Genomic DNA, 19,885 nt, shown 5'->3' on the forward strand with positions numbered 1-19,885 from the left:
GTCGCGTACCGGTCACCCTAGCGGCGCGTCGGGCTGCTCGCCGGGATGTTGACGGGACCGGGATCTCGGCGGTGTGGGCGCAGCCGTGATCCGTGAAAGACTCGGCAGCATGACGCGAGACCTCTGGCGCGACCTCGGTGCTCATGCGAGCCCGGACGGTGTCGACTTCGCGGTGTGGGCCCCCAACGCCCGCCGCGTCCAGGTGGTCGGCGACCACTCCGGGTGGTCGGGCGACGGCGTGGACGCCGCACGCGGCGACGACGGCGTCTGGCGGCTGCACGTGCCGGGCATCGGTGACGGCGCGCTCTACAAGTACGCGGTCGAGGGTGCGGACGGTGTGTGGCGCGAGAAGGCCGACCCGTTCGCCGCGTGGGCCGAGGTGCCCCCGTCGACGGCGTCGCGGGTGTTCACCTCCGCGTACGACTGGACCGACCAGGCGTGGATGCGACGACGCGCTCAGGCGCAGCCGTGGGCCGAGCCGATGAGCACGTACGAGGTGCACCTCGGCTCGTGGCTCGAGGGCCGAAGCTACCGCGACCTGGCGACCGAGCTGGTCGACTACGTGGCCCGGCAGGGCTTCACGCACGTCGAGCTGATGCCGGTGATGGAGCACCCGTTCGGCGGCTCGTGGGGCTACCAGGTGACCGGCTACTACGCGCCGACGTCACGGTACGGCTCCCCGGACGACTTCCGTGCGCTCGTCGACGCGTTCCACGCCGAGGGCATCGGCGTGATCCTCGACTGGGTGCCGGCGCACTTCCCGCGCGACGAGTGGGCGCTGGCACGCTTCGACGGCACCCCGCTGTACGAGCACCCGGACCCGCGCCGCGGGGAGCACCCGGACTGGGGCACGTACACCTTCGACCTCACCAAGGGCGAGGTCCGCGAGTTCCTGCTCGCGAACGCGTTCTACTGGCTCGAGGAGTTCCACATCGACGGCCTGCGGGTCGACGCGGTCGCCTCGATGCTCTACCTCGACTACTCCCGCGGACCCGGCGGCTGGGTCCCGAACATCCACGGCGGCAACATCGACCTCGAGGCCGTCTCCTTCTTCCAGGAGCTGAACCGCGCCTGCTACGGCCGTTTCCCCGGCATCTCGATGATCGCCGAGGAGTCGACCGCGTTCGACGGCGTCACCCGCGGCGCGGAGCACGACGGGCTCGGCTTCGGCTTCAAGTGGAACCTCGGATGGATGCACGACACGCTCGGCTACGTGGCGGTCGACCCGGTCTTCCGGTCGCACGACCACCACCGGCTGACGTTCGCGATGATGTACCACCACGCCGAGAACTTCATCCTGCCGCTCTCGCACGACGAGGTCGTCCACGGCAAGGGCTCGCTGCTCGGCAAGATGCCGGGCGAGGGCGACGACCGTCTCGCGCACCTGCGCACGCTGCTGGGCTACCAGTGGTCGCACCCCGGCAAGCAGCTCCTGTTCATGGGCGGCGAGATCGCCCAGGACCGCGAGTGGTCCCAGGAGCGGTCGCTGGACTGGCACCTGCTCGACCACCCCGGCCACGCCGGGATGCAGCGCCTGGTCGCCGACCTCAACGCCGCGTACACCCAGAACCCGGCGCTGTGGGCCGACGACCACGACCCGTCCGGCTTCGCCTGGATCGAGGCCGACGACACCGACAGCAACGTGCTGACCTTCGCGCGGCGCGGCGGCGGCCGTACGGTCGTGGTCGCGGTCAACATGTCGGGCGTGACCTGGGACGCCTACCGCCTGGGTGTTCCGGCGGCGGGCACGTGGCAGTGCGTGCTCAGCACCGACCAGGCCGAGTACGGCGGGTGGGGCGCCACGCAGCGCGGCGACACGGTCACGACCGACGACGAGCCGCTGCACGGGCAGCCGTGCTCCGCGGTGCTCCGGCTGCCGGCGCTGTCGGTGACGTGGTGGGAGATCGCCGGTGCCTGACCTCGACCTGCAGGACGCCGGCGACGGCACGTACGCCGTGGTGGACCACGACGGGCTCGGGCCGCCCGGCGCCATGCTCGGGACGGTGACGGTCTCGTCGTTCGACGACCACACCGCGACGGTCTCGTGGGACCTCGGCCCGACCGAGGAGCCGGAGCGGTCGACGGCCATCGCGATGGCGGTCGCCCGGGCGTTCGAGGACTTCGGGGTGACCCGGGTGCAGGCACTGGTGTCGCTCGACGCCGTGGCGGACCGGCGCGCCGCAGCCCGGGCGGGACTGCGGCGCGACGGCGTCGTCCGGCACGCCCACCGCAGCGACGAGGAGCTCGTGTCGCGGCTGTCGGACGACCCGCAGCCCGGCAGCCGCGAGGGATTCGTCGCGATGCTCAACGCGGCGCTCCCCCGCAAGCGCGCGATCGCGCAGGCGCTCGTGCGCGACGAGTCGGGCCGGGTGCTGCTGTGCGAGCTCACGTACAAGCGGGAGTGGGATCTGCCGGGCGGCGTCGTCGACCCGTCGGAGTCGCCGGCCGGGGCCATCGTCCGCGAGCTGCGCGAGGAGCTCGGTGTCACCGCGCGGGTCCGCCGCCTGGTGACCGTGAACTACCTGCCGCCGTGGAGCGCGTGGGACGACGCGGTGCTGTTCGTGTTCGAGGTCGAGCCGTTCTCCGACGACGAGGCGATGACGCTCCAGCCGACCGAGATCGCCGCGGTGCACTGGTGTACGGCCGATGACGTCCGTGAGCACGGGACCGCCGCGACGATCCGGCTGCTCGACGGTCTCGACGCCGATCCCGACGCACCGTACCGCGAGGCCGGCACGCCGTTCGCCGGCGACGCGGGCTAGGAGTCCGGCGTCGCGCCAGGCAGGAGAGGGGCCTCGGTCTCGCCGGGCGCGGGCGCGGGTGCCGTCTCGCCGGGCGCAGGTGCCGTCTCCCCAGGGGCGGGTGCCGTCTCGCCGGGCGCCGGTGCCGTCTCCCCAGGGGCAGGCGGGGTCTCGCCGGGCGCGGTCTCGGTCGGCGCGGGCGGGACCAGCGCCGCCTGCCCGTCGCCGTCCGCGCGGCCGACCACCCCGCCGTACTGCCCGATCACGCGCGGCGTCCCGCTGTCACCCTGCGGCGGGACGTACATCAGCACCTCGTGGTAGTAGCGCAGGACACCGGGCCCGCCCATGGGGTCACCGAGGTGTGCGCGCTGCTCGGAGTCGTCCGGCCAGCGGACCACGGCCCCCTGCCTGAGGGTGTACGCGTCCTGGCGGAGCAGGGTGCCGACCACGAGTGCCCCGCCCTCGCGGGTGCGGAAGGCGTACAGGTCGGGCTGCACCGCCCAGGAGCGCTCGAGCCCGAGCCCGGGATGCTCGGCCAGCAACGCAGCCTCCTGGCGACGCATCTGCTGCACGAACGAGTCGGTGGCGGCCTCGCCCGGGGCGGCGTCGGCGTCCAGCGCAGCCGCGTAGTCGTCCAGAGCCTCCTGGGGCGACGCGGCGAGCCCCGCGCCGTCGTCGGCATCGAGCACGTCCAGGGCGCCGTCGGTGACGGCCGGCTCGGGGAGCGCGGTCGAGCCGAACGTCTCCGGCCCGGCGACCAGCCGCCAGGGCGCGACCGCCGACGGGCGCGAGAACACCCGCAGCTGTCGCCGCGACCGCTCGTCGTCGGCGGCGATCGTGACGAACCACAGCGGGTACGCGTCCAGGCGCGGCGTGTACTGCTCCTCGGTCTCCCACGTGGACGTACCGCTCCCGGTGGCGGTGACGCCGTTGAGGAGCCGGGCGACCTGGATCGCGCCGGTGTCGATCGCCAGCATCGAACCGCCCTCGACGAGCGCGAGCGTCTCAGCGTCGAGCGCGGCCATCCCGAACTCGCGCGCCTCCTCGTACGTCCCCGAGATGCTGTCGACGTCGTCCGGTGCGGCGGCGATCTTGCCCGCGGGAGCGTCCTTGCGGACCGGGACCACACCGCAGCCCGCGAGCGCGGCCGCGAGCACCCCGACCGCCAGGGCGAGCGCTCCGAGCCGTACGGGGCGGGAACGGAGGCCGGCCGTCATCGCACCTCCTCGAGGAAGTCGTCGAGCGTGTCGGTGTCGGCCGGGTCGGTCTCCGGCCACGGCACCTCCCACTCGTCGTCGGCCAGCGCGGCGGGATCGGCCCGGCGACGCCGGACGAACGGCCGGACCCGCAGCAGCGCCAGCCCGATCCCGACGAGACCGATCCCGGCCGCAGCGGACCCGACCGCGATCCCGAAGCCGCCCGGCCACTCGTACGCGGCGCTGATCCGCAGACCCTCGAGGTCACCGTCACCGAGCGCCAGCACCGCCAGCGACGCGGAGTCCGACGGAAGGTCGAACCGCAGCTCGGCCTTGCCGACGCCGGCGGCGTCCGCCCACCACCAGTCGAGCGCGGTCGGAGCGGCGGGGAGGTACGGGTCGCCGTCGACGTCGTCCGTGCTCACCTCCCACGGGAGCGCGAACGTCGCCACCTCCTCGTGCGCGGTCCCGCCGAGGTAGTCGTCGACGTCGACGGGGTGCGCGAGCCCGATGAAGACCGGCCGCTCGTCACCCAGGTCCGCGACCACGCTCACCTGCGGTCCGGCGTACGCGAGAACCCCCGGGGCGGTCGCGATCGCGCGGTCGCTCACCTCGATGGCGTGCGGACCCGTGCGGACCTGGTCGTCGGGGCCGAGCGCCACCGCGACCGACGTCGCGACGAGCACGAGCAGGACGCCGAGTCCGACGAGTGTCACACCCCCGACCCGACGCATGGCTCCAGTATGCAGACCGGCCGGTGGGGACCCGGGGGGCGACACCATCCGGACGTGTATGCGCAGACCGGGCGTACGCGTCGGCCCGGACTGCGTCGCTCAGAACAGCGCGGAGGCGAGGGCGCGTCGCGCCTGACCGACCCGCGGATCATCCGTGCCGACCACGGTGAAGAGCTCCACGAGACGGGCACGGACCCGCTCGCGCTCGTCGCCCGCCGTCGCGCGGACCAGGTCAATCAGGCGGCCGAAGGCGTCGTCGACGTGACCGCCCGCGACGTCGAGGTCGGCGACCAGCAGCTGCGCGTCCACGTCGGCGGGATCGTCGGCGGCAGCAGCACGCGCGTCGTTGAGGTCCACGCCGGAGGTGCGCTGCAACAGCTTCGCGCCCGCGAGCCGCTCGGCAGCCTCGGAGTCGGCCGGGTTCGCGGCGACCAGCTTCTCGTACTCGGCGACGGCCGTGGCGAAGTCCCCTTCGGCGTAAGCGTCGTCGGCAGCCGCGAACCGCGGGTCGTCCGCCGGCTCCTCCTCGACGGGAGCCGCGCCCCCGGACGGGGCGGCGGTGCCGGTCACGCCGTTGGCCTCGGCGACGCGGAGCAGCTCGTCGAAGTACTGGCGGACCTCGGGCTCGTCCGCCGTGCCCTGGAACAGCGGCACCGGCTGGCCCTTGACGACCCCGAGCACGAACGGGACGCCCTGGGCGCCGAGCATCTGCGCGATCTGAGGGTTGGTGTCGACGTCGATCTGCGCAAGCTGCAGCCGCCCGCCGTAGGAGTCCGCGACGCGACCCAGCAGCGCGTTGAAGCTGGCGCTCTGCTCGGCCCGCGACGTCCACAGCGACAGCACGACGACGTGGCTCGCCGACTCGGTGAGGATCTGCTGGAAGTTCTGCTCGGTGACGTCGACGACCCAGGTCGCGCCTGCGGGCGCGGCGCCGGCAGACGACGGCGGCTTCGACGTGGCGGCGTTCTTCAGCGCCGAGAGATCGACGGCGCCAGGACGGGAGAAGCTCATCGGATGCCTCCTGCGGTGCGGCTCAGTGACCGCCGGCCAGCTCGGCCCGCGACGCCGAGGCCTCCAGCGGCGGGCCCTGCGGACCCCCGGCGACGTACTGCTCGTAGCTCGGCTTGGTCCGTCGTGCGAGGACGTAGCCGAACAGCGTGAGGACCAGCGCGAGCGCGACCGGGATGCCGACGAAGATCAGCAGCACGTCCAGGGTCGACATCGGCGTGCCGTCCTCCCAGCCCGACGGGGTGTCGGCGGCCGCCGGACCGGCCAGCGCGACCGCACCGAGCGGTGCGGCGACGGCGAGGCTCGCGGCGAAAGTACGGACTGCGGTGCGGCTGCGGCTCAGCATGGGCGTCAGTCTAGCCGCGCGGTGCGGTCACCTCGTCGCCGGATTGACCGGCGAACCCGCCCTACACTCGGGCCATGGCCTCGACTCCCCCCGAAGCCCACGGCGCTCTGGCGCTCGCCGCCGCGTTCCGGACCGGCGCGGCCGACCCCGTCGAGGAGGTGGAGCGACGTCTCGAGCGCATCGCGGTGCTAGACGAGACCGTCGGCGCCTTCGTCACCGTCACCGCCGAGCCTGCCCTCGCCGCCGCCCGGGCCGCCCGAGACGCGCTGGCCGCGCCCGCCGCCGACCTGCCTCCGCTGTACGCCGTGCCGACCGCGCTCAAGGACCTGACGCCGACCGGGGGCGTCCGGACGACCTTCGGGTCGGCCGCGTTCGCCGACTTCGTGCCGGACGTCGACGCCACGATCGCCGAGCGGGTGCGCGACGCGGGGATGCCGGTGCTGGGCAAGACGAGCACGCCGGAGCTCGGACTCCCCTGCTACACCGAGCCCGACGTCGCGCCGCCGGCGCGCACACCGTACGACCTGACCCGCGGCGCCGGCGGGTCGTCCGGCGGGGCCGCCGCGGCAGTCGCCTCGGGTCTGCTCCCGGTGGCGGCCGGCTCGGACGGAGGCGGCTCGATCCGGATCCCGGCCTCGTCGTGCGGGCTCGTCGGCCACAAGCCGTCGCGCGGGCTGATCCGGGTGCGCCCGGACGAGGTCGACCCGGTCGGGCTCGGGGTCCACGGCCCGCTCGCGCTGACCGTCGCCGACGCGGCGGCGCTGCTCGACGTGCTCGCCGGCACCGGCCGTACGTTCCTGGACGCCGCCGGGACGCGCCCGCCGCGCCTGCGGATCGGCCGCTTCGCGACCCCGGTGATCAGCGACGCCCCGGTCGACGACACGGTGCTCGCGGCGTACGAGGAGGCGACCCGGCTGCTGTCCGGACTCGGGCACACCGTGGTCGACGTCGAGCCGCCGTTCGGGCCGGACACCGTCGCGGCGTTCGAGACGGCGTGGTTCGTCGGGGCGGCGAGCGCCCCCGTACCCCCCGAGTCCGAGCACCTGCTGCGCCCGCTCACCCGGTGGGAGCGCGAGCTCGGGCGAGCCGCGAGCGGCGTCGAGCACCTGGAGGCGCTGCGCGCCATGCGCGAGGCCGAGCGCCGCACCCTGGACGCGTACGCCCACCTCGACGTCATCCTGACCCCGACGCTCGGGCAGCTCCCGGCGGCGGTCGGCTCCATCCGCGACGACGACGACCCGGCTGCGGACTTCGCGGCGCAGAAGGCGTTCACCCCGTACACCTCCGTGTGGAACGTCACAGGCAGCGCGGCGGTCTCGTTGCCGACGGCGTGGACCTCCGACGGGTTGCCGGTCGGGACGATGCTGGCCACGGCCCCGGGCGAGGACGCGCTGCTGCTTGCGCTCGCGGCGGAGGTCGAGGCCGCGTGCACGCACGCGGAGGTGCCGTGGGACCGTCCGGCACCCCCGGACCCGGTCGGGCCGCTCCCCCGCTGATCAGCGACCCGGTGCGCTGCCGGGAGCGGTGAGCCGCTGGAACAGCCGAGGCACGGTCGCTACCGTCGGGACGGTGATGACCGCGCTGCCCTTCGACAACGAGTGCTGGACCGACCCGGACAACACGACGTGTCGGCTGGTCCACAAGTGGACCGGCAACGACACGCTGGCCGAGATGAGCAACATCTTCCTGGCCAAGCCGCTGTCGATCCTGATCCTGATCCTGATCGGGATCTTCGCCCGCTGGCTGCTCAACCGCGTGATCGACAAGGTCGCGCGCCGCGCCGGCACCACCGCGATGCCCGGGGCTCTCGGCCGTGCGGCGCCGATCAACCAGCGCCGGGCGCTGCGCGCCGAGAGCCTGGCTTCGCTGCTGAAGAGCATCAGCACCGCCGTGATCGCCTCGATCGTCGTGCTCATGATCATCGCGCAGCTCGGCTACAACATCGGTCCGCTGCTCGCCTCGGCCGGCATCGTGGGTCTGGCGCTGGGCTTCGGCGCCCAGAGCCTGGTCAAGGACTTCGTGTCGGGCATCTTCATGGTCTTCGAGGACCAGTACGGCGTCGGCGACTGGGTCGACCTCGGGCCTGCCGACGGCACCGTCGAAGCCGTGAGCATGCGGATCACCCGGATCCGCGACGTGGACGGCACGGTCTGGTACGTCCGCAACGGCGAGATCACGCGAGTCGGCAACATGTCGCAGAACTGGGCCCGTGCCGTGATGGACATCCCGGTCGCCTACGGCGAGGACATCGACGAGGTCCGCGACACCCTCATCGCGGTCGCCGAGCGGATGCGTGAGGACGAGGAGTGGCGCACGAAGATCCTCGAGCCTCCGGAGGTCTGGGGCGTCAACGCCATCAGCGCCGAGGGGATCATGGTGCGCACGGCGATCAAGACCGCGCCGCTGGAGCAGTGGGCCGTGATCCGCGAGCTGCGGGAGCGGGTGCTCAACGAGTTCGAGCGGCTCGGCATCGACGTCCCGTACGCCCACGCGGTCGCGTACGGCCAGCCGCCCCGCGACGGCGTGGACGGCGACGACGCCCGCAACGCCGCGATCGCCGACCAGGCCACGCCGGACGACGCGCTGTAGCGGCGGTCGGGTCTGCCAGTCGGCGGGGTGGCCTGTCTCGCCTGGCGGTCTCCGTAGCCGGCTACGGGATTCCGCACTGGGCCCCTGATGGTTTTCCCAGCCAGGTGCGGGTCTCCGTAGCCAGGTGGCGCGCCTGCGGTCCGAACGCCGGCACGTCCGACGCGCGTACGGCTTCCGCGGCCGGTCCCGGCTGGAGCGGGAGACCGAGATGCCTGCGTTCGCTACCCGCTCCCGGCTCGTACGCAGGCACGTGCGCGGATCGCGTACGCGGTCGAACCGTGATGCCTGCGCAGGCACCAACCCGCGGCTCGAACGCAGGCACCTCCGTTCCCGTAGCGCGCCCGCGGTCCGAACGCAGGCACGTGCACCGCCAGACGCGGGCCGACCCGTACGAAGTGCCGCGGGCCGACCCGTACGTCGCGCCGCCGCCGCTACTCGGGGTCGTGCGCGTTCAGCAGGAACTGCGCCGCGTGGGTGACGTAGGCCCAGAACTCGCGGTCGTGCTCCGGGTCCAGGGCGACGGTGTCCAGCGCGGCCCGGAAGTGGCGCAACCAGTGCTCGGCCGCGGTCGGCGTGACCAGGAACGGCGCGTGCCGCATCCGCAGGCGCGGGTGACCGCGGGTCTCGGAGTAGGTCGTCGGGCCGCCCCAGTACTGCGTCAGGAACAGCGTCAGGCGCTCGCGCGCACCGGCGAGGTCCTCCTCCGGGTACATCGGACGCAGCACCGGGTCGGTCGCGACTCCCTCGTAGAAGGCGTCGACGATCGCGGCCATCGTCTCGCGTCCGCCGATCGCCTCGTAGAACGTCTGCTCGTCGCTGCGCTGAGTCACGCCCCCCATTGTCGCGGCCGCGATCAAGGATGCGTCGGGGTGTCCGTCGGCGCGTCGTCGACGAGGTCGATCCGGTGCGGTTCGAGCAGGGCACGCTCGCGCTCGGTGTACGGGCGGGACCGCTGGGTCGCGCGGTCGAACCCGACCAGGACGACGCTGGTCCGGCCCAGCACGACCGGCGCTCCCTCGTGCTCGGACGACACGAGCTGGCTCACCAGCTCGAAGCTCGACCGTCCGATCCTGCCCACGCCCGACCTCACCTCGTACGGGGTGGCGCGGTAGCGCGGAGCGCCGTACATCCACAAGGTGCTCCGCGCGACCACGCGGTGGCCGGACTCCTTCCCGCTCAGCCCGAACAGCATCTGGACCCGCCCCTCCTGGAGGAGGTCGAGCATCGCGACCTCGTCTGCGGCGCCTTCCGCACCGAGGTCGGCGATCCGCAGGGCGACGGGCACCCTGAACCGCAGCCGCTCGTCCGCCACCACCGGGGACGGCGACGGACCGAGCTCGGTCCTGGCCCGGACGTACTCGGTCACCGCTCCGTCGTCGGCGCGGTCGAGGATCGACTGCTCGACCACCGTCTCGCCCGCCGCTCCCCCCGCCGTCACCGTCGACTCGACTGTGACCGGCGTGCTGCGGAAGACCAGGGGTGCGCGGTACTCGAGCTCGAGGACCTTCACCGTGCCGGCTCCCGGGTCGAGGACGCCGTCGCGCTCCATCGCGTGCCGCGCCTCCCGCAGGTAGTCGGCGTACGTCACGTTGTTGACGTGCGCGAGGGCGTCCATGTCGCCCCAGCGCAACGGGCAGGCGTAGCGGTGGTCCACGACAGCGATGGTGGCACGGTGGAGGTCGAGGTGGCAGGGTGACCCCCGTCCCCTGTGTGTCTCGCTTCACGCGCGATGGGGTACGTTGCTAAGCAACCGCTTAGTGCGAGCACCAGACCCGTCCCACCGAGGAGTACCTGTGAGCCAGCAGCGCACCGCCATCGTGACCGGCGCCGCCCGCGGCATCGGCGCCGCCGTCGCCAAGCGTCTCGCGGCCGACGGACACGCCGTCGCCGTCGTCGATCTCGACGAGTCGGCCTGCCAGGGCACCGTCGACGCGATCACCGCCGAGGGTGGCAAGGCGATCGCCGTCGGAGCCGACGTCTCCGACGAGGCTGCCGTCGCCGCAGCCGTCGAGCGCGTCGCTGCCGAGCTCGGCGGACCGACGATCCTGATCAACAACGCCGGCATCACCCGCGACAACCTGCTGTTCAAGATGAGCGTCGCCGAGTGGGACTCGGTGATGGGCGTCCACCTGCGCGGCGCGTTCCTGATGGCCCGTGCGGCCCAGCAGCACATGGTCGAGGCGAAGTTCGGACGGATCGTCAACCTGTCCTCCACCTCGGCGCTGGGCAACCGCGGCCAGGTCAACTACTCAGCCGCCAAGGCCGGCATGCAGGGCTTCACGAAGACCCTCGCGATCGAGCTCGGCAAGTTCGGCGTCACCGCCAACGCGATCGCCCCGGGCTTCATCGAGACCGAGATGACCGCCGACACCGCCAAGCGGCTCGGCGTGGACTACGAGGACTTCAAGACGTTCTCCGCGCAGCAGATCCCGGTCGCCCGCGTCGGGCAGCCCGAGGACATCGCGGCGACCGCCTCGTTCCTGACCAGCGAGGAGTCCGGCTTCGTCTCGGGCCAGGTCATCTACGTTGCCGGCGGACCGAAGGACTGACGCGAATGCCCGAGGAGCTTCCCGGGCTCGATCTCGACCGGCTGGGCGCCTACCTCGACGAGGTGGCGCCCGGCCTGGTCTCGGGCCCGCTGTCCGGTTCGGTGATCGCCGGTGGGCGGTCGAACCTCACCTACGACGTCACGGACGGCACGACCTCGCTGGTGGTACGGCGCCCGCCGCTCGGCCACGTGCTCGCGACCGCGCACGACATGGGCCGTGAGTTCACGGTGATCAACGCGCTGGCCCCGACCGCGGTCCCCGTGCCGAAGGCGTACGTCCACTGCACCGACGCCGACGTGATCGGCGCCGAGTTCTACGTGATGAGCAAGGAGAAGGGTCTCGCGATCCGACGGGCCGACGAGCTCGCGCCGTTGGGTCCGGAGCGGACCGCGGACATCGCCGGACGGCTCGTCGACACCCTCGCCGACCTGCACGCGGTCGACCCTGCGTCCGTCGGGCTCGAGGAGTTCGGACGACCCGACGGCTACCTGGAGCGCCAGGTCCGACGCTGGACGAAGCAGGCCGAGGCCTCGAAGAGCCGCGAGCTCGCCGGGTACGAGGAGCTGCGTGACTACCTCGGCGCGAACGTGCCGGCATCCTCCGACGCCTCGATCGTGCACGGCGACTTCCGGCTCGACAACGCGCTCGTGGACGTCGAGGACGGCGACCGGATCACCGCGGTGCTCGACTGGGAGATGGCGACGCTGGGCGACCCGCTGTCGGACGTCGCGCTGACGATCGTGTACCAGGAGATGGGTCGCAACGACAGCAACAACGTCGTCGCGACCGCCACCGCCGCGCCGGGCTACCCGAGCGTCGACGAGGTGCTCGCTCGCTACACCGCCCGCAGCGGGCGCGACGTGTCCTCGATCGGGTTCCACCTCGCGCTCGGCTATTTCAAGCTCGCGATCATCACCGAGGGGATCCACTACCGGTTCACCCAGGGCCAGACCGTGGGCGCCGGGTTCGACCGGATCGGCGAGTCCACCGAGCCGCTGATCGCCGCCGGCCTCGCAGCCGCGAAGTCCTGAGGACCCTGGCAGTCTCCGTAGCCGAGGTCCTGACGGCCTGGCAGTCTCCGTAGCCGAGGTCCTGACGGCCTGGCGGTCTCCGTAGCCAGCCACGAAGACCCGCACCTGGCGAGGGAAGTTTCCCCAGCCAGGTGCGGGTCTGCGTAGCCAGCCGTTGCCGTGCTGCCAGCCGGCGAGGACCGGGTCAGACTCCGCCGGTCAGCGTCAGTCCGCCGTCGATCACCAGGTTGCGTCCGGTCAGCCAGGCGGCGTCGTCGGACAGCAGGAACGCCACCGCCGAGCCGATGTCGTCCGGCACACCGAGCCGCTTCAGCGGGTACGCAGCCGACACCTCGTCCTCCTTGCCCTCGTACAGGGCCGTGGCGAACTTGGTCTTCACGACCGCGGGCGCGACCGAGTTCACCCGGATGTTCGGGCCGAGCTCGACCGCGAGCTCCTCGGTGACGTGGATCAGCATCGCCTTGCTGGCGCCGTAGAAGCCGATCCCCGGCGCGGGCTTGATCCCGGCCACGGAGGCGACGTTGACCACGGAGCCGCCCTTCGCCTCCATCCACGCGCCGTAGACCTTCTGCGTCCACGCCAGCGCGCTGAGCACGTTGACCTGGAAGATCTTGGCCGCCGCGGCGAGGTCGATGTCGATCATGCGCCCGTAGACCGGGTTGATCCCGGTGTTGTTGACCAGGTGGTCGACGGACCCGAAGGCCTCGATCGTCTTCGCGATCACCTCGTCCTGGTGGCTCTCGTCGTCGGCCTTCCCGGCCACGCCGATCGCGACCTCGGGCCCGCCGAGGTGGACCACGGCCTCCTGGAGCGCCTCGTCGTTGCGCGCCGTGATGCAGACCCGGGCGCCCTCCTCGACGAGCCGCTCGGCGATGCCGAGGCCGATCCCGCGGCTCGCGCCGGTGACGATCGCCGTACGGCCGTCGAACCGCCTCGTGCCGGCGCTCACGAGAGCCGCTCCAGCACCATCGCCATGCCCATGCCGCCGCCGACGCACATCGACTCGACGCCGAACTGCTTGTCGTGCCACTGCAGACCGTTGATCAGCGTCGAGGTGATCCGGGCACCCGTCATGCCGAACGGGTGGCCGAGCGCGATCGAGCCGCCGTTGACGTTCAGCTTGTCCTCGTCGATGCCGAGCTGCTGGGCGGAGCCGAGCGACTGGACCGCGAACGCCTCGTTGATCTCGAACAGATCGATGTCACCCAGGCTCATGCCGGCGTTCTTCAGCGCCTGCGGGATCGCCTGGACCGGGCCGAGACCCATGATCTCCGGCGACAGGCCGGTCACGCCGGTGGACACGATCCGCGCGAGCGGCGTCAGGCCGAGCTCCTTCGCCTTCGTGTCGCTCATGATCACGAGCGCTGCGGCGCCGTCGTTGAGCGGGCACGCGTTGCCGGCGGTCACGGTGCCGTCGGGACGGAAGACCGGCTTGAGCTGCGAGACCTTCTCGTACGTGGTGCCGGGCCGCGGGCCGTCGTCGGCCGTGACCTGGGTGCCGTCGGGCAGGGTCACCGGGACGATCTCGCGGTCCCAGAAGCCCTCCTCGATCCGCTGCACGGCGAGGTTCTGGCTGCGCACGGCGAAGCGGTCCTGCTCCTCGCGGCTCATGCCGATGACCTGCTGGACGTTCTCCGCGGTCTGGCCCATCGCGATGTAGACGTCGGGGAGCTGGTCGTCCTCGCGCGGGTCGGTCCAGGTCTGGCCTCCCTGCGCGAGCTTGTCCGTACGGGTCACCGCGTCGTCGAACACCGGGTTCGTGATCTCCTGGCCGGGGATCGCGTCGCTGTTGCCCTTCGCGAAGCGGCTGACGGTCTCGACTCCGGCCGAGATGTACGCGTCGCCCTCGCCGGCCTTGATGGCGTGGAACGCCATCCGGGTCGTCTGGAGGCTCGAGGAGCAGTAGCGCGTGACCGTGGTCCCGGGGAGGAAGTCGTACCCGAGGAGCACGGAGACCACGCGACCCATGTTCATCCCCTGCTCGCCGCCGGGCAGGCCGCAGCCGAGGATCAGGTCGTTGATGTCACGCGGATCCAGCTCCGGGACCTTGTCGAGCGCGGCGCGGACCATCTGCACGGTCAGGTCGTCGGGACGCATGTCCTTCAGCGAGCCCTTGAACGCACGCCCGATCGGCGACCGTGCGGTGGAGACGATGACGGCTTCAGTCATGTCAGAGTCCTTCTCGTCGTTGATTCGGTTCCCCGAGAGGGTGGGTCCGACCGACCGGTCAGAGCCCGAGGTCGCGGCCGATGAGCTCCTTCATGATCTCGTTCGACCCCGCCCAGATCTTGGTGACGCGGGCGTCGCGCCAGGCGCGCGCCACGCGGTACTCGTTCATGAACCCGTACCCCCCGTGCAGCTGCACGCAGTGGTCGAGCACCTCGTTCTGCACCTGCGAGGACAGCCACTTGACCTTCGCCGCGTCGATCGCGGTGAGCTCGCGCTTCGTGTGCGCGAGGACGGCAGCGTCCACGTAGGCCTCGACCGACTCGATCCGCGTGACGAGCTCGGCGAGCAGGAACTTGTTGTGCTGGAACGCGCCGATGGGCTGGCCGAAGGCGTTGCGCTCCTTCGCGTAGTCGATCGTCTCCAGCAGGATCTGCTTGGCGTGCGCGACGTTCGAGACCGCGCAGGACAGACGCTCCTGCGGGAGCCGCTCCATCATGGCGATGAACCCGCGGTCGACCTCACCGATGACCTGCTCGTCGCCGACCCGGACGTCGGCGAAGAACAGCTCGGCGGTGTCCGACTCGGTCTGGCCGACCTTGTCGAGCTTGCGGCCCCGGGTGAACCCGTCCATCCCGGTCTCGACCGCGAACAGCGTGATGCCCTTCGCGCCCTTCTCCGGGCTGGTGCGGGCCGCGACGACGACCAGGTCGGCGGACCACCCGTTGGTGATGAAGGTCTTGGAGCCGTTGATCACCCAGGAGTCACCGTCCCGTACGGCGGTGGTCTTGAGCGCGGCGAGATCGGACCCGCCCGACGGCTCGGTCATCGCGATCGCGGTCAGCAGCTCGCCGGTGCAGAACCGCGGCAGCCAGCGCTCCTTCTGCTCGTCGGTCGTCAGCTCGACGAGGTAGGGCGCGACGATGTCGGAGTGGATGCCGGTGCACGACGGCAGCGCGGCGTTCACCTTCGACAGCTCCTCGGCGAGGACCGCGTTGAACCGGAAGTCCTCGGCTCCGGCGCCACCGAGCTGCTCGGGGATCTCGAGGCCCAACAGGCCCTGCTTGCCCGCCTCGAGCCAGTAGTCTCGCGGGAGGCCCTTGTCGTCGACGTACTGGTCGACGTTCGGAAGGACGTTGCGCTCGACGAACTCGGCGACCGACGCACGGAACGCCTCGTGGTCGGAGTCGTAGATGGCTCGCTTCATGGGAGTGCCTCCGTGCGGTGTGGTCTCGATCCCCTAGAGTGTACTAAGCGCGCGCTTAGCCGTGACGGGGGTCCCACAGGGACGGCCGTGCGTGCACCAGCATCGTCACCCCAGGAGCCGGCCATGTCAGAACCCACCAGTCGTCAGCGGCTGATCGAGGCTGCGATCGAGGCGTTCGCCGAGCGCGGGTTCCATGCGACGACGACGCGGGACATCTCGACCCGCGCGGGGATGAGCCCGGCCGCCCTGTACGTCCACCACGCGTCGAAGGAGCAGCTGCTCTACGAGGTGAGCTCGTTCGGCCACGCTGACACGCTCGCCATGGTTCGCGAGGTGTACGCCTCGTCGGAGGACCCCGTCGAGCGCCTGCGGCTGATGCAGTATGAGTTCACCCGCTGGCACGCGGTCCACCAGCAGAAGGCGCGGGTGGTGCAGTACGAGATCGCCGCGCTCACCCCGGAGCACCGCCGCGAGGTCGCCGGCTACCGGCGCGACATCGAGCAGGTCTACCGTGACGCGATCGGCGCCGGCGTCGACAAGGGCGTCTTCGACGTCGAGGACGTACGCGGGACTGCGCTCGCGCTGATCTCCATGGCGATCGACCTGGTCCGGTGGTACCAAGCAGAAGGTCCGCGAACCCCGGAGGGGATCGCGGACCTCTACGCGCAGCTCGCGCTGCGGGCGGTCGGCGTCAGCGACGCCTGACCCTGCTGGTCACTGGGCGAGGACGGCCTCGCCGGTGATCAGGATGCTGATCTTGTCGCCGATCATGACCTTGTCGCCCTCGAGCGGGATGTTGAAGTCGATCCCGAAGTCCTTGCGGCTGATCGACGTGGTGGCCTCGACGCCGACGCGCGTGCCGCCCCACGGATCCTTGCCCTCACCGAGGAACTCGACCGCGAGCTCGACCGGCTTCGTGACGTCCTTGATCGTCAGGTCGCCGACGAGCACGAACGCGGTGTCGGACTTCTGCAGCACGCTCGTCGAGGTGAACGTCATCGACGGGTGCGACTCGACCGAGAAGAAGTCGCTCGACCGCAGGTGCGCATCGCGATCGGCCGTGCCGGTGTTGACCGACGAGAGGTCGATCGTGGCGGTCGCAGTCGACGTGGTGATGTCGGGCTGGGTGACGATCTGGGCCTCGAACTTCTCGAACGTGCCCCGGACCTTGCTCATGATGTGACGGACGGTGAACCCGATCTCGGTGTGCGTGGGATCGAAGTTCCAGGTGCCTACGGTGATGTCAGCCATCGCGACGCCTCCTAACTGATTGCAGTTTCAACCAACCCGTCTCACTGTAGCAGATGTTGTTGAGGTGTCAACTAAACCGGGAGTACACTGGGTCACATGACGACGAGCACGACCCCTCCCCCGCAGACGATGACCCGCTGGCTCACGACCGAGCAGCAGGTGCTGTGGCGGTCGTTCCTCGGCGGTGCGACCGTCTTCTTCGACCAGCTCGACCGCGACCTGCGGCGCGAGCACGACATCTCGATGCCCGAGTACGAGATCCTCGTGCGGCTCTCCGAGGCCGAGGACCAGACCCTGCGGATGGCCGTGATCGCGTCGAGCGTCGCCCACAGCCGCTCCCGCGTCACCCACACGATCGCACGGATGGAGAAGGCGGGGCTGGTCGAGCGGGCGTCGTGCCTGTCGGACGGGCGGGGCGTCAACGCGCACCTCACCGAGGCGGGCATGGACAAGCTCCGCGACGCCGCCCACACCCACGTGACCGGCGTCCGGGAGTACCTGCTCGACAACGCGACCGACGAGGAGTTCGAGGTGATCGGCCGCGTGTTCGAGCGCGTGGTCACCGCGCTCGGCGGCCACCGGATGTGACGCTGACGGTTTCCGTAGCCGGCTACGGAAACCGTCACCTGGCGAGGGAGGTTTCCCCTGCCAGGTGCGGGTCTCCGTAGCCAGGTGGACCGACGGGTCTCGATCGCTCGCTCCGCTCGCGCCTCGACCGGCGGGACCGCAGCCCGAGTGGTCTCGATCGCTCGCTCCGCTCGCGCCTCGACCGGCGGAACGGCAACTCGAGCGGTCTCGATCGCTCGCTCCGCTCGCGCCTCGACCAGCGGCACGGCGGACAACGCGCACGCGCCCCGGCCAGCGTGCTGGTCGGGGCGCGTCGCGTGCAGCGGTGTCAGTCGCGGGTCAGGCGGCGGTGCGTGACGCTGTGCGGACGCGCCGCCTCCGGGCCGAGGCGCTCGATCTTGTTCGCTTCGTAGTCGGCGAAGTTGCCCTCGAACCAGAACCAGTTCGCGGGCTCGTCGGCATCGCCCTCCCACGCGAGGATGTGGGTCGCGACCCGGTCGAGGAACCACCGGTCGTGGGAGACCACGACGGCGCACCCCGGGAACTCCAGCAGCGCGTCCTCGAGCGACTGGAGCGTCTCGACGTCCAGGTCGTTGGTCGGCTCGTCGAGGAGCAGCAGGTTGCCGCCCATCTTGAGGGTGAGCGCGAGGTTCAGGCGGTTGCGCTCGCCGCCCGACAGGACGCCGGCGCGCTTCTGCTGGTCGGGACCCTTGAACCCGAACGACGCGACGTACGCCCGGCTGGGCATCTCGAAGTTCGCGACCTTGATGTGGTCGAGACCGTCGGAGACGACCTCCCACACGTTCTTCTGCGGGTCGATCCCGCCGCGGCTCTGGTCGACGTAGGAGATCTTGACCGTCGACCCGACCGTGAGGGCACCGGCGTCCGGCTCCTCCTCCCCCACGATCATCTTGAACAGTGTGGTCTTGCCGACACCGTTCGGGCCGACGATGCCGACGATGCCGGCCCGGGGAAGCGAGAACGACAGTCCGTCGATCAGCGTCCGGTCGTCGAAACCCTTGGTGAGCTTGCTGGTGTCCAGCACGACGTCGCCGAGACGCGGGCCCGGCGGGATGTTGATCTCGGCGAGATCGATCGCCCGTCCGCGCTCCGCCTCCGCCGCCAGCTCCTCGTAGCGCGCGAGACGCGCCTTGTTCTTGGCCTGGCGGGCCTTCGGGTTCGAGCGGACCCACTCGAGCTCGCGCTCGAGGATCTTCTGACGCTTCGCGTCCTTCTTGCCCTCGACGACCAGGCGCTGCTTCTTGGTGTCGAGGTACGTCGAGTAGTTGCCCTCGTACGGGTGGGTCTTGCCGCGGTCCAGCTCGAGGATCCACTGGGCGACGTTGTCCAGGAAGTAGCGGTCGTGCGTCACGGCCAGCACGGCACCGGGGTACGAGGCGAGGTGCTGCTCGAGCCACAGCACGCTCTCGGCGTCCAGGTGGTTCGTCGGCTCGTCGAGCAGCAGGAGATCGGGCTGCTGCAGCAGGAGCTTGCACAGCGCGACGCGACGACGCTCTCCGCCGGAGAGGTGATCGACGATCGTGTCCGGCGGCGGGCAGCGCAGCGCGTCCATCGCCTGCTCGAGCCGCGAGTCGAGATCCCACGCGCTCGCGTGGTCGAGGTCGGCCTGGAGGTTGCCCATCTCCGCCAGCAGCGAATCGTAGTCGGCGTCGGGGTCGGCCAGCTCCTCGCTGATCTGGTTGAACCGGTCGAGCTTGCCCTTGATCTCGGTGACGGCCTCCTCGACGTTCGCCAGGACGGTCGTGCCCTCGGTCAGCGGCGGCTCCTGCAGCAGGATGCCGACGCTCGCCTCGGGGTCCTTGTAGGCGTCGCCGTTGCTGGGCTGCTCCATCCCGGCCATCAGCTTCAGCAGGGTCGACTTGCCGGTGCCGTTGGGGCCCACGACGCCGATCTTGGCGCCGTGCAGGAACGAGAGCGTGACGTCGTCGAGGACGACCTTGTCGCCGAGGGACTTGCGGACGTTGCGCAGCGTGAACACGTAGTCAGCCATGATGAGTCAAGACTAGGCGCTCACGGGTTGCCGGGACTCACCGGTGGTCGGGGCCTGCTCGCCCTGGCTCGCCTCGAACGCGCGGACGACCTCGCCCTCGCTGGCGGTGGCCTCGGTGGCCGCCGGCTGCTCGTTGCGCCGGAACGTGGTCGTGCCGCGGTTCAGGTCGTGGCAGACGGCGGTCGCCTCGAGGACGTCGCGGCGCTGCGTCTCCCGCGTCGTCGGGTCCTGCCAGGTGTGGGTGCGGATCCGGCCGATCACGACGACCGGCTCGCCGACCGTCAGCGACGCCTTCACGTTCTCCGCGAGGGTGCGGGTCGCCTTGACGGTGATCCAGACCGTCTCCAGGTCGCGCCAGATGCCCTGCTTGCGGTCGAAGTACCGGGGGGTGGAGCCCACCCGGAACATCGCCCAGCAGAACGCGTTGCTCTCGCGGAAGTCGACCTCGGTGCCGACGTGGCCGTAGACGGTCATGGTGTTGTCGCTCAT

The 19,885-nt window shown here is 71.2% G+C and carries 20 protein-coding genes; 8 read left to right on the top strand and 12 right to left on the bottom strand.

Annotation, left to right across the window (positions count from 1 at the left end):
- The first annotated feature begins 109 nt into the window (after window positions 1–109).
- The gene (glgB, locus tag CLV56_RS18220) at window positions 110–1,918 is read left to right on the top strand and encodes a 1,4-alpha-glucan branching protein GlgB (protein WP_100415392.1); all 1,809 of its coding nucleotides are present in this window, start codon (window positions 110–112) and stop codon (window positions 1,916–1,918) included.
- Window positions 1,911–2,762, top strand: coding sequence for an NUDIX domain-containing protein (locus CLV56_RS21075; RefSeq protein WP_211288192.1), 852 nt, complete (start codon window positions 1,911–1,913; stop codon window positions 2,760–2,762). Before glgB ends, CLV56_RS21075 begins: the two co-directional genes overlap by 8 nt.
- On the opposite strand, the gene CLV56_RS18230 is transcribed toward CLV56_RS21075, so the two are convergent.
- From CLV56_RS18230 to CLV56_RS18245, 4 genes are all read right to left on the bottom strand, one after another.
- Complete coding sequence (locus CLV56_RS18230) at window positions 2,759–3,958, bottom strand: DUF8094 domain-containing protein (protein WP_039339545.1); 1,200 nt, start codon at window positions 3,956–3,958, stop codon at window positions 2,759–2,761. The two genes, CLV56_RS21075 and CLV56_RS18230, sit on opposite strands and share 4 nt — an antisense overlap.
- On the bottom strand, window positions 3,955–4,671 hold the full coding sequence (locus CLV56_RS18235) for a hypothetical protein (RefSeq protein WP_100415393.1): 717 nt from the start codon (window positions 4,669–4,671) through the stop codon (window positions 3,955–3,957). Before CLV56_RS18235 ends, CLV56_RS18230 begins: the two co-directional genes overlap by 4 nt.
- A 99-nt stretch (window positions 4,672–4,770) precedes the next feature.
- The gene (locus CLV56_RS18240) at window positions 4,771–5,682 is read right to left on the bottom strand and encodes a tetratricopeptide repeat protein (protein ID WP_039339541.1); all 912 of its coding nucleotides are present in this window, start codon (window positions 5,680–5,682) and stop codon (window positions 4,771–4,773) included.
- A 22-nt stretch (window positions 5,683–5,704) separates the two neighbouring features.
- Window positions 5,705–6,025: a hypothetical protein gene (locus tag CLV56_RS18245; RefSeq protein WP_039339539.1), complete on the bottom strand. Its 321-nt coding sequence runs from the start codon at window positions 6,023–6,025 to the stop codon at window positions 5,705–5,707.
- Window positions 6,026–6,099: 74 nt separating this feature from the next.
- Here CLV56_RS18245 and CLV56_RS18250 point away from each other — a divergent pair, with 74 nt between their 5' ends.
- Together CLV56_RS18250 and CLV56_RS18255 are read left to right on the top strand one after the other, a co-directional pair.
- Window positions 6,100–7,521, top strand: coding sequence for an amidase (locus CLV56_RS18250; protein ID WP_100415394.1), 1,422 nt, complete (start codon window positions 6,100–6,102; stop codon window positions 7,519–7,521).
- Between the two features lie 76 nt (window positions 7,522–7,597).
- A complete protein-coding gene (locus tag CLV56_RS18255) occupies window positions 7,598–8,614 on the top strand; it encodes a mechanosensitive ion channel family protein (RefSeq protein ID WP_100415395.1) in 1,017 nt (338 codons plus the stop codon).
- A 431-nt stretch (window positions 8,615–9,045) separates the two neighbouring features.
- Here the strand turns inward: CLV56_RS18255 and CLV56_RS18260 are convergent, their stop codons facing one another.
- Both CLV56_RS18260 and CLV56_RS18265 read right to left on the bottom strand, forming a co-directional pair.
- On the bottom strand, window positions 9,046–9,444 hold the full coding sequence (locus CLV56_RS18260; RefSeq protein ID WP_281254270.1) for a globin: 399 nt from the start codon (window positions 9,442–9,444) through the stop codon (window positions 9,046–9,048).
- Window positions 9,445–9,467: 23 nt separating this feature from the next.
- Window positions 9,468–10,268 (bottom strand): acyl-CoA thioesterase, encoded by an 801-nt coding sequence (locus CLV56_RS18265; protein ID WP_157805217.1) that lies wholly within the window; start codon window positions 10,266–10,268, stop codon window positions 9,468–9,470.
- A gap of 139 nt (window positions 10,269–10,407) precedes the next feature.
- Between CLV56_RS18265 and fabG the strand changes: the two genes are divergently transcribed.
- Window positions 10,408–11,163: a 3-oxoacyl-ACP reductase FabG gene (gene fabG, locus CLV56_RS18270; protein WP_039339535.1), complete on the top strand. Its 756-nt coding sequence runs from the start codon at window positions 10,408–10,410 to the stop codon at window positions 11,161–11,163.
- 5 nt (window positions 11,164–11,168) lie between these two features.
- Window positions 11,169–12,194, top strand: coding sequence for a phosphotransferase family protein (locus CLV56_RS18275; RefSeq protein ID WP_039339533.1), 1,026 nt, complete (start codon window positions 11,169–11,171; stop codon window positions 12,192–12,194).
- A 184-nt stretch (window positions 12,195–12,378) separates the two neighbouring features.
- Here CLV56_RS18275 and CLV56_RS18280 read toward each other — a convergent pair whose 3' ends face one another.
- The 3 genes from CLV56_RS18280 to CLV56_RS18290 are packed head-to-tail and all read right to left on the bottom strand — an operon-like array spanning window position 12,379 to window position 15,567.
- Window positions 12,379–13,143 (bottom strand): SDR family oxidoreductase, encoded by a 765-nt coding sequence (locus tag CLV56_RS18280; RefSeq protein WP_039339531.1) that lies wholly within the window; start codon window positions 13,141–13,143, stop codon window positions 12,379–12,381.
- Window positions 13,140–14,363, bottom strand: coding sequence for an acetyl-CoA C-acetyltransferase (locus CLV56_RS18285; RefSeq protein WP_039339529.1), 1,224 nt, complete (start codon window positions 14,361–14,363; stop codon window positions 13,140–13,142). Before CLV56_RS18285 ends, CLV56_RS18280 begins: the two co-directional genes overlap by 4 nt.
- A 58-nt stretch (window positions 14,364–14,421) precedes the next feature.
- A complete protein-coding gene (locus CLV56_RS18290) occupies window positions 14,422–15,567 on the bottom strand; it encodes an acyl-CoA dehydrogenase family protein (RefSeq protein WP_039339527.1) in 1,146 nt (381 codons plus the stop codon).
- Between the two features lie 123 nt (window positions 15,568–15,690).
- Here CLV56_RS18290 and CLV56_RS18295 point away from each other — a divergent pair, with 123 nt between their 5' ends.
- Window positions 15,691–16,272, top strand: coding sequence for a TetR/AcrR family transcriptional regulator (locus tag CLV56_RS18295; protein ID WP_100415397.1), 582 nt, complete (start codon window positions 15,691–15,693; stop codon window positions 16,270–16,272).
- Between the two features lie 9 nt (window positions 16,273–16,281).
- On the opposite strand, the gene CLV56_RS18300 is transcribed toward CLV56_RS18295, so the two are convergent.
- Window positions 16,282–16,818 (bottom strand): YceI family protein, encoded by a 537-nt coding sequence (locus CLV56_RS18300; protein WP_039339522.1) that lies wholly within the window; start codon window positions 16,816–16,818, stop codon window positions 16,282–16,284.
- 96 nt (window positions 16,819–16,914) lie between these two features.
- Here CLV56_RS18300 and CLV56_RS18305 point away from each other — a divergent pair, with 96 nt between their 5' ends.
- Complete coding sequence (locus tag CLV56_RS18305) at window positions 16,915–17,406, top strand: MarR family winged helix-turn-helix transcriptional regulator (protein WP_100415398.1); 492 nt, start codon at window positions 16,915–16,917, stop codon at window positions 17,404–17,406.
- 307 nt (window positions 17,407–17,713) lie between these two features.
- Here the strand turns inward: CLV56_RS18305 and ettA are convergent, their stop codons facing one another.
- The gene (ettA, locus tag CLV56_RS18310) at window positions 17,714–19,396 is read right to left on the bottom strand and encodes an energy-dependent translational throttle protein EttA (RefSeq protein WP_039339518.1); all 1,683 of its coding nucleotides are present in this window, start codon (window positions 19,394–19,396) and stop codon (window positions 17,714–17,716) included.
- 12 nt (window positions 19,397–19,408) lie between these two features.
- Window positions 19,409–19,885, bottom strand: coding sequence for a single-stranded DNA-binding protein (locus CLV56_RS18315; RefSeq protein WP_100415399.1), 477 nt, complete (start codon window positions 19,883–19,885; stop codon window positions 19,409–19,411).

The sequence above is a fragment of the Mumia flava genome (assembly GCF_002797495.1).
Taxonomy (GTDB): Bacteria; Actinomycetota; Actinomycetes; order Propionibacteriales; family Nocardioidaceae; genus Mumia; species Mumia flava.

Bases quoted from the DNA above. Each gene is read 5' to 3' on its own strand.
- glgB (WP_100415392.1), top strand. From the start codon at position 110: ATGACGCGAGACCTCTGGCGCGACCTCGGTGCTCATGCGAGCCCGGAC.
- CLV56_RS18230 (WP_039339545.1), bottom strand. From the start codon at position 3,958: ATGACGGCCGGCCTCCGTTCCCGCCCCGTACGGCTCGGAGCGCTCGCC.
- CLV56_RS18235 (WP_100415393.1), bottom strand. From the start codon at position 4,671: ATGCGTCGGGTCGGGGGTGTGACACTCGTCGGACTCGGCGTCCTGCTC.
- CLV56_RS18240 (WP_039339541.1), bottom strand. From the start codon at position 5,682: ATGAGCTTCTCCCGTCCTGGCGCCGTCGATCTCTCGGCGCTGAAGAAC.
- CLV56_RS18245 (WP_039339539.1), bottom strand. From the start codon at position 6,025: ATGCTGAGCCGCAGCCGCACCGCAGTCCGTACTTTCGCCGCGAGCCTC.
- CLV56_RS18250 (WP_100415394.1), top strand. From the start codon at position 6,100: ATGGCCTCGACTCCCCCCGAAGCCCACGGCGCTCTGGCGCTCGCCGCC.
- CLV56_RS18255 (WP_100415395.1), top strand. From the start codon at position 7,598: ATGACCGCGCTGCCCTTCGACAACGAGTGCTGGACCGACCCGGACAAC.
- CLV56_RS18275 (WP_039339533.1), top strand. From the start codon at position 11,169: ATGCCCGAGGAGCTTCCCGGGCTCGATCTCGACCGGCTGGGCGCCTAC.
- CLV56_RS18285 (WP_039339529.1), bottom strand. From the start codon at position 14,363: ATGACTGAAGCCGTCATCGTCTCCACCGCACGGTCGCCGATCGGGCGT.
- CLV56_RS18290 (WP_039339527.1), bottom strand. From the start codon at position 15,567: ATGAAGCGAGCCATCTACGACTCCGACCACGAGGCGTTCCGTGCGTCG.
- CLV56_RS18295 (WP_100415397.1), top strand. From the start codon at position 15,691: ATGTCAGAACCCACCAGTCGTCAGCGGCTGATCGAGGCTGCGATCGAG.
- CLV56_RS18300 (WP_039339522.1), bottom strand. From the start codon at position 16,818: ATGGCTGACATCACCGTAGGCACCTGGAACTTCGATCCCACGCACACC.
- CLV56_RS18305 (WP_100415398.1), top strand. From the start codon at position 16,915: ATGACGACGAGCACGACCCCTCCCCCGCAGACGATGACCCGCTGGCTC.
- ettA (WP_039339518.1), bottom strand. From the start codon at position 19,396: ATGGCTGACTACGTGTTCACGCTGCGCAACGTCCGCAAGTCCCTCGGC.
- CLV56_RS18315 (WP_100415399.1), bottom strand. From the start codon at position 19,885: ATGAGCGACAACACCATGACCGTCTACGGCCACGTCGGCACCGAGGTC.